The organism is Nocardia carnea (assembly GCF_029868325.1).
GTDB classification, from domain to species: domain Bacteria; phylum Actinomycetota; class Actinomycetes; order Mycobacteriales; family Mycobacteriaceae; genus Nocardia; species Nocardia carnea_C.
Genome location: NZ_JARWNW010000277.1, coordinates 1 through 12,163 on the forward strand (window position 1 = coordinate 1; position 12,163 = coordinate 12,163).

Below are 12,163 nucleotides of genomic sequence, written 5' to 3' on the forward strand. Positions count from 1 at the left end.
GGCCCGGCCAGCAGCCCGGTGCCGATACCGTGCACCGCGCGCACATTGGGCAGCGCCAGCACCCGCCGCCGCAGCACCCATTCGAAGGTCGGCCGGAGAAAACCGATGACATCCATACCGCCGGCGACCCGGGCCGCCCAGCCCAGCGGGTACAGGACCGCGACATCGCGGTCGATCTCATAGCGTTCGCACCCCTGCTCGAGGAGTTCGTCGCCGAACCCGGGAAGCAATTCCTCGATCCGCATCAACCCGGCCGGCATCAGCTGATGCACCTGATGGCCCTGCGGCACACCGCGGCGCGTCACGGCATCATCGGCGAGCTGATCTCGTTCGACGATCGTGACGGTGTCGAAAGACTTGCTCAACGCTGTGGCCGAAAGCAATCCGGCAACACTCGCGCCGAGTACTACGGCGTGGGAAAGGGACATCCGAAGCCTCCGAAACAGTTTCGATATCACAGACACGGCCACCGGCCCGCCGCGCCGACCCCGATGGCATGCCGGAGTCACTTTCGCCGAACGTACCCGATCCGCGCGGAGCGACTGTACGGAGTCGTCTACCTCGCTACGGAACTGCACTGGCGCGCAATGGCATTCAGCGTTCTACACCCCCGAGTTCGCCGCGGACCCGCGCGCGGCACAGCCGGCGAATTTCTGTATCCGGTTCCCGCCGCTTCGCCGAGCGGCCGTTACCGGCGGATATCGCCTGGTCCGTGGGTTGGTACTCGGTGCGACGTCACCGGATCGCCGCGGAACGCCGGACGGCACCACCGCGCACTAGTGTGTCGAGGAGAATGTCCGGCGAGCAGGGAGCAACGATTTGAGCACCTATCCGGGCGGGTGGCCGCCGCCGCAGAGCCCGGGGCCGAACCGCCGGCTTCTCGTTGTGCTGCTCCCCTTGGTCGCCGTGCTGCTGGTCGGTGCCGCGGCCGGCGCCGGGTTACTGGCCCGCAACGCGATGGCGGAGACGATCCCCGGTACCGCGGCGGCCGTCGGTACCGGCTCCGGCCCCGCGAACGTCCTGGCAGACGGCGCAGTCCGGATCGGCGAACCGGACGCCGAGGTGACCGTGCGGGTCGTCATGGACCTGCAATGCCCGTTCTGCCAAGCCTTCGAGGACGCCAACGGCAAGGTGCTGGAGGACGCCGTGCGTGAGGGCACCGCGGCGGTCGAGTACAGCGTCATCTCCTTCCTGGATCGCGCCAGTACCACCGAGTACTCCTCGCGTGCCGGTAACGCGTCGTTCTGTGTCGCGAACTCGGGGCTGGACAGCTACCAGGCCTGGCTGGCGGAAATGTTCGCCCAGCAGCCGGCGGAAGGCGGTGCCGGCCTGCCCGACAGCGAGCTGATCGCCATCGCCGAATCCACCGGCTATCCGGATGCCGCGGTGGCGGAGTGCATCACCGACCGCCGGTACGACACCTATCTGCGCACCAAGACCGACGAGGTACTCGCCTCCGGCGTCAACGGCACCCCCACCGTCTACGTCGACGACGAGGAAGTCACCGATTCCGAGGCCCTGCTGGGCCAGGACGGCCTCGCCCCGGTCATAGCCGCCGCCCGCTGAACGAATCGTCGTACAATAAGTCGTACGACTTCGAGAGGACGTCGCAATGGCCAAAGCGCTACCTATATCCACCGTTCGCCAGAACCTCTTCGGGCTGGTACAGCAGGTCAACGACGACCACGACACCGTGACCGTTGTGTCCAGGAGCGGCGAGAACGCCGTACTCATGGCCGAAAGCGATTACAACTCGCTGATGGAAACGCTGTACGTACTGCGTACCCACGGCGGTATGCGGTTGCTCCAATCCGCCGAGAACGCCCGCGCCGGCCGCACGGAAGCCCACTCACTCGTCGACCCGGACGACGAGTGATGCCCGGCGACCGGAAACTCACCTTCACAACCCAGGGCTGGAAGTCTTACACGAGCTGGCTCGCTAAGGACCGGTCCGTGCTCAGAGGCGCGAACAAAATGATCGACGCCGCCCTGCGCGATCCGTTCGCGGGAATCGGCAAACCCGAACCACTGCGGCATCAGCTCGCCGGGCACTGGTCGCGCAGGATCACCCAGGAGCACCGGCTGATCTACTTCGCCACCGATACAGAAATCGTTGCGGTGCAGGTGGGCTCACATTACGAATGCTGAGCCCTGGGAATGATTCCCAGGGCTCGCGCGTCCGGCTTCACCGACGCGGTAGGAACAACGCGGGTACCACCGCGAGCGCCATCAGGACCGGCGCGATCAGGTAGGCACCACGGAATGCCTCCGCCAGGGCAGGCGCGAGTGCCGCGTGCGCGGCGGGATCGAGCCCGTGCAGCGCTTGCAGACCTCCGGCGATCGGCAGCAGGGTGGAGAGCACCACCGCCACCACCGCTGTACCGATGGCCATGGCCGTGGTGTTGATCAGGTTCACGGTTGTACTGCCGCCCGCCTGCTGCTCGGGTGTCAATGCGCGGGTCGCGGTCGTGATGGCGGGCATCATCGTGCCCCCACCCCCGGCACCCATCAGGAGCATGGCCGCGCAGAGACCCCAGTAGGACGAATCGGTGTCCAGCTGGGCGCGGAAGAGCAGGAATCCCGCTATCCCGACCGCGATCGAGAACGGGAGATAGCGGCCCGGCGGGAACCGGTCGATGAGCCGGCCCGCGACCTGCATCGTCGTTCCGGAAGCCAGCGCGAACGGGATACCCAATGCTCCGGCCATCAACGCCGATTCACCGCGCACGACCTGGAAGTACAGGGGCTGTAGCAGCATCGCGCCGAAATAGCCCGCCGCGAACAATCCGAGCAGCGCGGCGGCGGCGCCGACTTCCCGGCGGCGCAGGATCCGCAGGTCCAGCAGTGGCTCCGGGGCGGTGAACCCGCGGTGCACGAATACCGCCACCAGGACCGCGCCGAGTACCAGCGGCACCACGACCTGGCCGAAGGGGAAGCCGCCGTGTTCGCCTGCGGCGGTGACCCCGTAGATCAGCAGGGCCAGACCGGGCGACATGAGCGCGACCCCGACCGTATCGATCCGCCGCCGCGGTTGCGGATCGTCGGCCGGGAAGACCCGCAGGGCGAGGAGCAGCACCGCCGCGGCGACCGGAACGTTCACGAAGAACATCCAGCGCCAGGACATCTCGTCGATGAGGTAGCCGCCGAGTACCGGCCCTGCGAGCGGGCCTACCAGGATGGCCAGTCCCATCGTGCTCATCGCGCGACCCAGCCGCTCCGGGCTCGCCGCCCGCAACAGTACGGTCATTCCCACCGGCATGAGCAGCCCACCGCCGAGACCCTGCAGTACCCGGAAGGCGATCAGCGATTCGATATTCCAGGCCGCGCCGGCCAGCAGGGAACCGATCGCGAATATCGCCACCGCGACCAGGTACAGGCGTTTCGCCCCGAATCTCCCCATCGCCCACGCGGCCACGGGGACCACCCCGGCGACTGCGAGCGCGTATCCGGTGGATACCCATTGGATGGTGGCCAGTGGCGCCGCGAACTCGGCCGAGAGCCGGTTGATCGCCACGTTGACGATCGTCTGGTCGAGGGTGGCCATGATCGAGCCGACCACCAGTACCAAGGCGACCGTCATCGGGTTACGGGCCGCCGGTTCCGGCCGGATACGGGCCGTTGCCACACTGTGCCGCATCACGACCCTCACTGCCCGTAGGGCCGGGTGGCACGGGCCGCACGCAGCGCCTCGCCCCACCAGACCAGCTGATCCAACAGAGTTTTCGCGGCCGTCTCGGCTTCCGCGGTAGCGATCGGGTCGCCCTGTGCGGCGCTGTTGCGCCACGGATTGTGGAAGCTGACGGTATCGCGCACGGTGACCGCGTGGAGTTCGGCGAAGACGCCGCGCAGGTGTTCGACCGCGCGCAGGCCACCCGAGATCCCGCCGTAGCTGACGAAGCCGACGGGTTTCGCCTGCCATTCCCGCCCGTGCGCGTCGATGAGGTTTTTCAGCGCCGCGGGATAACTGTGGTTGTACTCGGGTGTCACGATGACGAAGGCGTCCGCCTCGGCCAGCGCGGCCCGGGTTTCGGCGGCTCCCGGGGCGGAGGCACCGAAGGTGTGTGGCAGGTCGAGTTCACCCACGTCGACGACGCCGACGGTGAGGTCCGGTCGCGCGGTCGCCTGTGTGTGGAACCAGCCGGCCACGGTCGGCGCGAAGCGGCCCTGCCTGCTGCTGCCGATCACGAGGGTCAGCCGCAACGGTGCTGCGAGGGTGGTAGTGCCGGTCGTTGTCGTGGTCATCGGTATCTCCCCTACTACGTTCGGCGGCTCCGTCGGCCACCCGCAGACCACCTTGCTTCCTCAACTAATGTTGAGGTCAAGCCTCCCGGCGAAAGACCCTGGTCGCGGCCCGGACGCCCATATCAGCGGAGATGTCAGCCCGCCGTCAGTCCGGTATCAGCCGGCCCGGCGACTGTGTGTCCATGAGTAGTTCAGCAATCGCGGCCTCGGGGCTGCGGAAGGCGTACGGGGACAAGACCGTCCTCGACGGTATCGATCTGAATATCGGTGCCGGCACGGTCTTCTCCCTGCTCGGCCCCAACGGCGCGGGCAAGACGACCACCGTCAACGTCCTCACCACCCTGCTGCGGCCGGACGGTGGCACAGCACAGGTGGCGGGGCACGACATCACCACCGAGACCCGGGCGGTGCGCGCGGCGATCGGAGTCACCGGCCAGTTCGCCGCGGTGGACGATCTGCTCACCGGCGCGGAGAACCTGGAGCTGATGGCGGATATCCATCGGCTCGCGGGAGACGACCGCAAACGGGTGGTCGGCGGGCTGCTGGAGCGTTTCGGCCTGACCGAATCCGCGGGTAAACGCGCCGCGACCTACTCCGGCGGTATGCGGCGCAAGCTGGATCTGGCGATGACACTGGTCACCAAGCCGCAGATCGTTTTCCTGGACGAGCCGACCACCGGGCTGGATCCGCGCAGCCGCCGCACCATGTGGGAGATCGTGCGGGACCTGACCGACGAGGGCGTAACGATCTTCCTCACCACCCAGTACCTCGAAGAAGCCGATCAGCTGGCGGATCGCGTCGCCGTACTCGATCAGGGCCGGATCGTCGCCGAGGGCACCCCGGACGAACTCAAACGCCGGATCCCCGGCAGCTATATCCGGCTGCGGTTCGACCACCTGGCGGACTTGGATGCGGCCGCCCGGGCACTGCCCGGTTCCACCCGTGACGACGAAACGCTCGCCTTGCGGGTGCCGGGCGACGGTGGTTCGAAATCGCTGCGCCGCCTGCTGGACCGCCTCGACGAGGCAGCGCTCGAGGCCGCCGAGGTATCCGTGCACACCCCCGACCTCGACGATGTCTTCCTCACTCTCACCGGCCACGCGACCACGGAGGTCACCGCACCATGAGCACGCTCACCGCACCCCTGGCCGATTCGTCGATCATGCTGCGCCGCAACTTCAGGCACATCACCCGCAACCCGGTGACGGTGTTCAACGCCGCCTTCATGCCGGTCGTGATGATGCTGATCTTCGTCTACGTCTTCGGCAGCGCCTTCGATGTCGGCGGCGACTATATCGATTACGCGACACCCGGCATGCTGCTGCTGGCCGTCAGTTACGGATTGTCGGGCACCGCGGTGGGGGTGAGCTCGGATATGTCGACGGGTGTCATCAACCGTTTCAAGGTAATGGATGTCTCCCGCGGCGCGGTGCTGACCGCCCACGTGGTGGCGACCGTTCTCACCAATGCGGTGGCCATCGTGGCGATCTTCGCCGTGGCGTTCGCACTGGGATTCCGGCCGCCGGCGAGCGGGCTCGACTGGCTCGGCGCGATAGGCATTCTCGCGGCCACCTCGTTCGCGGCGTCCTGGCTCACGGTCGCCCTGGGCATGGCGGCGAAAACACCGGAATCCGCGGGTATGGGTGTGGTGCCGCTGCTCATGCTGCCGTTCGTCAGTACCGCGATCGTACCGGCGGAGAAAATGGGTCAGGGCGTACGCCAGTTCGCGCAGTACCAGCCGTTCACGCCCATCATCGAATCGTTGCGTGGATTCCTGGCCGGCACCCCGTCCGGCGGTTATACGGCCGCGGCGCTTGCCTGGTGCACCGGGTTCGCCGTGATCGGATACGTCTGGTCTCGGGCCACATACAACAAACGGGCCTGACAGCCGGCCGTCGCCGTCAGCGAACGAGCGCGGTGGTCGCCAGCTCCCGCCAGTCCGCTTCCGAACCTTCCCGCATCGCCTCGGTGAACTCCGCTTCACCGAGGCGTTCTCGCACTGCCTGCTGGACGCGGGCCGCGTCCGGCGGGGAGCGATCGGGCACACCGTGGACCACCGCGCTCGCGGCGAGCAACCGCGCGGCCTCGGCATCGCGGCCGGCGCGCAGCGCCCAGTCCGCGATCCCGACGAGCACCTGTGCGACCAGTAGCGAATGACCGGCCTCGGTCGCCGCCCGGAAGGCCGCGGCATGATGTTCGCGCGTCTGCTCGAGATCGGTGCCGAGGTAGCCGCGCAGGGTGTGGACGGCCGCCGCGAACTGCGGCATCTCGGCTTCGCCACCCGATACGGTTGTCGCGATATCGATCTGTTCGAGGGCCTGCTCGGTATCACCGCTCCAGCGGGACAGCTCCGCCCTGGCCAGGGCGAGTTCGGCCAGCGCGAACGGCCAGACCACCCGATTCGCGCGGCTCTGCGCTTCGGCTACGGCGGCCGCACTGGCCGCGGGATCACCCGCCAGCCAATACAACTGGGCCTGACGCGACAGCAACGCCACGATATCCTCCGCCGAGCCGATCTCGGCGACCACGGCGATGCTCTCCTCGTAGAGTTCGCAGGCCGAGACGAATTCGCCGCGGGTGGCACGCCGGTTCGCCAGTTCGGTCAGCGCGAACGAGATCCCCCACCGCTCTCCCAACGCCCGGAACTCGGCGAGCGCGCCTTCGAGATAGGCGTCCACCTCCGGCCCGTCCTGCCCGACCACGATCCGCATCTTGCCCATCTGCAACCGGGACAGCGCGCGCACCCAGGGGTCGTCATCGGTGAGCAGCGGTTCGAACGCGGTCGGTAGCGCCGCCGGCCCCTGCAACATGGCTTCCAGCGCATCGATGAACGCGAGCGTGGGATGGCCGGCCCGGATATTCCGGCTGAACCGGTGGGCTTTGCGGATCCACTCCCCCACCTGGACCGCGTCATTGCGGCCGGAGCTCAGGAAATGCGTAACCAGCCCATACACCAGTGCGCGGGTCGCGTCGTCGATATCGGCAGGTTGGTCGGCGACCGCCGTGAGCAGCTCCTGACCTTCGGCTTTGTGCCCGCCCAGCCACCAATACCAGCCCGCGGCCGCGGCGAGCCGCAGCGCCCCGGCCGTATCGCCCGCCGCGAGCGCGCTGCGCAGCGCCGCCGAGATATTGTCGTGCTCGGCCTCCAGCACCACGAGCCATTCCAGCTGATCGGCGCGCCGCAGATGCGGTTCCGCGGTATCGGCGAGACCGGTGAAGTAGGCGAGATGCGCGCGGCGTGCCGCCTCCGCCTCGTCCGACTCCACGAGTCGTTCCTGCGCGTACTGCCGGATCGTCTCGAGCATCCGGAAGCGCGGCTGGCGCTCCCCCGCACCACTCGACACATCCGGCGCGGCGCCCGTTATCCCGCGTTCCGCGGTGAGCAGCAGCGATTTCTCGGTCAGCGTGGTGAGCAGATCGAGCACCTCCCACTGCTCGACCACCGCCTGCTGCCCGTCGCCGGTCTCCGCGCAGACCTGCTCGGCCGCTTCCAGACTCGCGCCTCCGGCGAATACCGCGAGCCGGCGCAACACCGTCCGCTCGGCCTCGGTGAGCAGTTCCCAGCTCCAATCCACCACCGCGCGCAGTGTCCGATGTTGCGGAATGGCGGTGCGACTACCCCCGGTGAGCAGCCGGAACCGGTCGTCGAGGCGTTCGGCGAGCTGATCGAGCGAGAGGGTGCGCAGCCGGGCGGCGGCCAGTTCGATCGCCAGCGGTATTCCGTCCAGTGCCCGGCAGACGCGGGCCATGGTCGCGAGGGTACGGGGATCGGTGGTGAGGTCGTTGCGCACCGCGCGGGCCCGGTCCTGCAGCAACTGCACGGCCGGAGCGGATTCGATCGCCTCCGGGCCGGCATCCGCGGCGGGCAGGGCCAGCGGTTGCACCTGCCACAGCGCCTCGCCGGTGATACCCAGCGGTTCGCGGCTGGTCGCGAGGATCCGCAACCGCGGGCATTCGCCCAGCACCCGGTGCGCGAACGCGGCCACGGATTCGATCACGTGCTCGCAGTTGTCCAGGATCAACAGGGTTTCGCGGTCGCGGACCGCCGCGATCAGCCGGTCCACCGGTTCGGTGTTCACGGCAGTGCCGAGCAGCGCATCACGCAGTCCGATCGCGGCGAGCGCCGACTGCGCCACATCACCGCTCGGTCCGACGGCCGCCAGCTCCACCAGCCAGGCACCGTCCGGCAGGTCGTCGAGCAGGGTCTGCGCCGTTTCGCCGGCGAGCCGTGTTTTCCCGGAACCACCGGGCCCGGTCAACGTGGTGAGACGATGATTCGCGATGAGGTCGCGGACGGCGGCGATATCGGCGAATTTGCCGATATATCCGGTCAGTTCGGCGCGTAGATTCGTGCGGCGCTCGGCGGGCTGCTGCGCACCCACCTCGCCGCGCAACAGCGCCACATGCAGTGCGGAGAGCTCCGGTGAGGGGTCCACACCCAATGTGTCGGCAAGAGCTTCGCGGGCGTTCTGGTACACGATCAGCGCCTCGGAACCACGCCCCGCGGCGCCGAGGGCGCGCATCAACGCGGCGACCAGCCGTTCCCGCACCGGGTTCCGGGCCACCAGCTCGGTCAGTTCGGGCACGAGCTGCGCGCCGAAACCGAGAGTGATCTCCGCTTCGTACAAATCCTCGAGCGCCGCGGCATGCAGCCCCTCGAACCGGGTGATCACGGCATCGACGGCCGCGGAGTCACGGACCTCGATACCCTGCATCGGCGCGCCCCGCCACAGATCGAGCGCCTCACGGAGCAACCCCGCGCGATACGCGTCGCCACCACCGCGCGCCCGATCGATGAGCTGTTCGAAGCGGAAAGCGTCGACGGCGCCGGGTTCCACCACCAGCCGGTAACCGCCGGCCTCCCCGTTGAGCGCCCCCTCAGGTAACACCCTGCGCAACCGGGAAACCAGCGCCTGCAAGGCATTCGCTGCGTCGGCCGGCGGTTGTTCACCCCAGATCCAATCGACCAGGCTCGTTTTCGATACCACTCGGCCGGGCTCGAGCGCGAGCGCGATCAGCAACGCCCGCAGCCGGGCCCCCGGAACCTCTATCGATCCGCCGTCTTCTTCCCGGATCTCGAGTGCTCCCAGCAACACGATCTGCACTCGGTCATTCTGCCTGCCCGGCGGGTGGAGGTCCCTTGGACCCTGGGCAACGTGGGCCGTTCGTGAAGGGGCGGGCTGTAATTTTGGAGCCGCTCTCTAATTTTGGAGCCGCTCCGCGGCTCGAGGGTGGGGCCCCGGGTAGCCCGGTTCTTCACTCCTCCGCTCCTCCGCTTCGCTCCTCCGCTCCGTCGCTCCAGAACCGGGCGGGCCCCACCCGGGTCCGTGAAGGGGAAATAACAGGGAGGGAGCGCTGGGTGTCGCATCAGGGGGCGTATCAGGCGGGTGTCAGGGCGGTATCAGCCGGGCCCGCGACAGTACTCATATGAACAGCACAGCACCTTCCGAACCACGGAAGAACTCGCACCGCAGCGGGCGCGCACCGAGCGAACTCCGGGTCGATCGCGAGCGCTGCATCGGCGCCGGGATGTGTGTACTGACCGCCGCCGCAGTTTTCGACCAGGACGACGCGGACGGCCGGGTGGTCGCGCTGACCACCGCACCCACCACCGAGCAGAAGGCGGCCGTCCGCGAGGCCGCCCAGATATGCCCCGCCGGCGCGATCACGCTCCTCGCCCACTGACCGAACAGACACACCGGACGAACAGGAAAACCCGATGACCCGCACAGTCCCCGTACCGCACGGCCTGCCCACCGAACGCAATGCCGGCCCCTTCGACCCGCCCCGCGAAATCACCGAGCTGCGGGAGGTGCGCCCGGTCAGCCCGATGATCTTCCCCGACGGGCACGAGGGCTGGTTCGTCACCGGTTACGATGCGGTCCGGCAGGTGCTGGCCGATACCCGGTTCAGTTCGCGCCAGGACATCGGCGTATTGCACGCGTTGGACGCCGACCCCGATATGCCTGCCCAGACCGAACCGTCCCCGCAGATCCCGGGCATGTTCATCGCGATGGACCCGCCCGACCACACGCGGTTGCGCCGCAAGCTCATCAGCGCGTTCACCGTTAAACGGATGAAGCAGCTCGAAGAGCACATCATCGAGATCGCCGAACGACAGCTGGAGGAGATGGCGCTACTGACCCCGCCGGTCGATCTGGTCGCGGAATTCGCGCTACCGCTGCCCTCCCTGGTGATCTGCGAAATGCTCGGCGTCCCCTACACCGACCGGGCAGGTTTCCAGGCCAACTCCGCCAAATTCATGCTCCGGGAACAGCCGATCGAGGAGAAGATGGCCGCCTACGGCGCGATGATGTCGTACCTGGGTGAACTGGTCACCGCGAAACGCACGGAACCCGCCGACGATATCCTTTCCGATCTGGCCCGCGACGAGGACCTGAGCATCGAGGAACTGACCGGGATCTCGTTCCTGCTGCTGCTCGCCGGCCACGAAACCACCGCCAATATGCTGGCCCTGGGCACGTTCGCGCTGCTGGAGCATCCCGATCAGCTGGCCGGACTGCGCGCCGACCCCGATCTGGTCCCCGGCGCGGTCGAGGAACTCCTGCGGTACCTGGCGGTCGCCGATATCTTCTACCGCTACGCCACCGAGGATCTCGAACTCGGCGGTGAAACGATCCCCGCGGGGTCGACCGTCGTCGTCTCGCTGCTCGCCGCCAACCGCGACCCGCGGCGTTTCGACGACCCCGATGCCCTCGATATCCACCGCACAGCCCGCGGACTGGTGTCCTTCGGCCATGGTGTGCACCAGTGCCTGGGCCAGCAACTGGCCCGGGTCGAGATGCGCGCCGGTTTCGCGGCACTGATCCGCCGTTTCCCCACACTCGCCCTCGCCGTTCCCGCGAGCGAGGTGAAACTGCGGACCGATATGAACATCTACGGCGTCCATGAACTACCGGTCACCTGGACCGAAACGTCCCGATAGTCGCGTCGGCGGCAAGGCAGGCCCCGCAAGTCCGCCGCCCATTCACCGAGCCACCACAGCCCCAGAGGAGTACCGCCATGCCTGTCTTCCAGACTCCGGATCCGATCGCCGTCGCCGTCGCCGTACTGTCGGCCGATGTCCTCGTGCACGCCACCGACCGCACCGACACCGTGGTCGATATCCGGCCGGCCGACGAATCCAAGAAAGGCGATATCCGCGCCGCCGAGCAGACCCGGGTCGATTTCACCGGCGGCGTCCTGACCGTGACAACGCCGAAGGACTGGCGCACCCATACCCCGTTCGGCGGTAATCCGACCATCGCGGTGACCATCGAAGTACCGGCCGGTTCCCAGCTGAAGAGCACCGCCGGAGTCGGCCGGATCGCGGCGACCGGTGAACTCGGCCGATGCGACCTCGAAATCGCCGCCGGCAATATCACCGTCGAGCGCGCCGGTGATTCGGTGACCGCGAAAGTCGCCAAGGGCGATATCCGGATCGGCGAAGCCGTCCGCGGTGAGCTGCGGCTGGAAACGTCCATGGGGGAACTGGAGATCGGGATCAGCCCCGGCAGCGCGGTCCGGTTGGAGGTCAATGCCGTGCAGGGCAGTGTGCACAACCAGATGGGACCCGCTGAGCGCCCGCAGTCCGAAGCGGAAACCGTGCGCGTGTACGCCCGGAATTCCTACGGGAATATCGCCATCCGGCACGCCACGGCCGCCTGAGCCGGCGCGCGGACGGACCTGCCCTGCCGACCGGCAAATCAGCCCCGGGGGGGCCCCCCGGGGGGGCCGGGGGGGGGGGGGGGCCCCCCCCGGCCGGCGGGGGGGGGGGGCCCGGAGACGGGGGGGGGGGGGGGGGGGGCCCCGGGGGGGCCCCCACGCCCGGCCGGGGGGGGGTCCAGCCGCCCCCACCACGGCGGCGCCCGGCGATGCGGTCGAGAATTTGCTCGCCACGGCGCCGACGTGCGTGATGACC

At 68.3% G+C, this 12,163-nt stretch carries 11 protein-coding genes and 1 pseudogene; 8 read left to right on the forward strand and 4 right to left on the reverse strand.

From position 1 onward, the window contains the following. A pseudogene (locus tag QH196_RS26990) lies at nt 1-428 on the reverse strand (hypothetical protein); the annotation flags it as partial. Nucleotides 429-819: 391 nt separating this feature from the next. On the opposite strand from QH196_RS26990, the gene QH196_RS26995 reads away from it, so the two are divergent. From QH196_RS26995 to QH196_RS27005, 3 genes are read left to right on the forward strand one after another with little or no spacing between them, the layout of a single operon-like run. Next, nucleotides 820-1,566: a DsbA family protein gene (locus QH196_RS26995; protein ID WP_280418651.1), complete on the forward strand. Its 747-nt coding sequence runs from the start codon at nt 820-822 to the stop codon at nt 1,564-1,566. Between the two features lie 46 nt (nt 1,567-1,612). Beyond that, a complete protein-coding gene (locus QH196_RS27000) occupies nt 1,613-1,876 on the forward strand; it encodes a type II toxin-antitoxin system Phd/YefM family antitoxin (protein WP_280418652.1) in 264 nt (87 codons plus the stop codon). After that, nucleotides 1,876-2,148 (forward strand): Txe/YoeB family addiction module toxin, encoded by a 273-nt coding sequence (locus tag QH196_RS27005; protein WP_280418653.1) that lies wholly within the window; start codon nt 1,876-1,878, stop codon nt 2,146-2,148. The genes QH196_RS27000 and QH196_RS27005 overlap by 1 nt, the downstream gene beginning before the upstream one ends. A gap of 37 nt (nt 2,149-2,185) precedes the next feature. Here QH196_RS27005 and QH196_RS27010 read toward each other — a convergent pair whose 3' ends face one another. Both QH196_RS27010 and QH196_RS27015 read right to left on the reverse strand, forming a co-directional pair. Beyond that, nucleotides 2,186-3,637 (reverse strand): DHA2 family efflux MFS transporter permease subunit, encoded by a 1,452-nt coding sequence (locus QH196_RS27010; protein ID WP_280418654.1) that lies wholly within the window; start codon nt 3,635-3,637, stop codon nt 2,186-2,188. A gap of 8 nt (nt 3,638-3,645) precedes the next feature. Beyond that, a complete protein-coding gene (locus QH196_RS27015) occupies nt 3,646-4,242 on the reverse strand; it encodes an NADPH-dependent FMN reductase (RefSeq protein ID WP_280418655.1) in 597 nt (198 codons plus the stop codon). 182 nt (nt 4,243-4,424) lie between these two features. Here QH196_RS27015 and QH196_RS27020 point away from each other — a divergent pair, with 182 nt between their 5' ends. Together QH196_RS27020 and QH196_RS27025 are read left to right on the forward strand one after the other, a co-directional pair. Further along, entirely contained in the window at nt 4,425-5,369 is a 945-nt protein-coding gene (locus tag QH196_RS27020; protein ID WP_280418656.1) for an ATP-binding cassette domain-containing protein, read from the forward strand. Beyond that, complete coding sequence (locus QH196_RS27025) at nt 5,366-6,127, forward strand: ABC transporter permease (protein WP_280418657.1); 762 nt, start codon at nt 5,366-5,368, stop codon at nt 6,125-6,127. Before QH196_RS27020 ends, QH196_RS27025 begins: the two co-directional genes overlap by 4 nt. 16 nt (nt 6,128-6,143) lie before the next feature. Here QH196_RS27025 and QH196_RS27030 read toward each other — a convergent pair whose 3' ends face one another. After that, nucleotides 6,144-9,347: a BTAD domain-containing putative transcriptional regulator gene (locus tag QH196_RS27030; RefSeq protein ID WP_280418658.1), complete on the reverse strand. Its 3,204-nt coding sequence runs from the start codon at nt 9,345-9,347 to the stop codon at nt 6,144-6,146. A 322-nt stretch (nt 9,348-9,669) separates the two neighbouring features. On the opposite strand from QH196_RS27030, the gene QH196_RS27035 reads away from it, so the two are divergent. From QH196_RS27035 to QH196_RS27045, 3 genes are all read left to right on the forward strand, one after another. Beyond that, on the forward strand, nt 9,670-9,927 hold the full coding sequence (locus tag QH196_RS27035; RefSeq protein ID WP_280418659.1) for a ferredoxin: 258 nt from the start codon (nt 9,670-9,672) through the stop codon (nt 9,925-9,927). Between the two features lie 34 nt (nt 9,928-9,961). After that, complete coding sequence (locus QH196_RS27040; protein WP_280418660.1) at nt 9,962-11,188, forward strand: cytochrome P450; 1,227 nt, start codon at nt 9,962-9,964, stop codon at nt 11,186-11,188. 77 nt (nt 11,189-11,265) lie between these two features. Beyond that, nucleotides 11,266-11,910, forward strand: a complete 645-nt coding sequence (locus QH196_RS27045) for a DUF4097 family beta strand repeat-containing protein (protein ID WP_280418661.1) — start codon at nt 11,266-11,268, stop codon at nt 11,908-11,910. Nucleotides 11,911-12,163: the final 253 nt, after the last annotated feature.

Excerpts from the sequence above, each read along its gene's own strand:
- QH196_RS27010 (WP_280418654.1), bottom strand. The coding sequence starts at position 3,637 with ATGCGGCACAGTGTGGCAACGGCCCGTATCCGGCCGGAACCGGCGGCC.
- QH196_RS27035 (WP_280418659.1), top strand. The coding sequence starts at position 9,670 with ATGAACAGCACAGCACCTTCCGAACCACGGAAGAACTCGCACCGCAGC.
- QH196_RS27005 (WP_280418653.1), top strand. The coding sequence starts at position 1,876 with ATGCCCGGCGACCGGAAACTCACCTTCACAACCCAGGGCTGGAAGTCT.
- QH196_RS27040 (WP_280418660.1), top strand. The coding sequence starts at position 9,962 with ATGACCCGCACAGTCCCCGTACCGCACGGCCTGCCCACCGAACGCAAT.
- QH196_RS27000 (WP_280418652.1), top strand. The coding sequence starts at position 1,613 with ATGGCCAAAGCGCTACCTATATCCACCGTTCGCCAGAACCTCTTCGGG.
- QH196_RS27020 (WP_280418656.1), top strand. The coding sequence starts at position 4,425 with ATGAGTAGTTCAGCAATCGCGGCCTCGGGGCTGCGGAAGGCGTACGGG.
- QH196_RS27025 (WP_280418657.1), top strand. The coding sequence starts at position 5,366 with ATGAGCACGCTCACCGCACCCCTGGCCGATTCGTCGATCATGCTGCGC.
- QH196_RS27015 (WP_280418655.1), bottom strand. The coding sequence starts at position 4,242 with ATGACCACGACAACGACCGGCACTACCACCCTCGCAGCACCGTTGCGG.
- QH196_RS27045 (WP_280418661.1), top strand. The coding sequence starts at position 11,266 with ATGCCTGTCTTCCAGACTCCGGATCCGATCGCCGTCGCCGTCGCCGTA.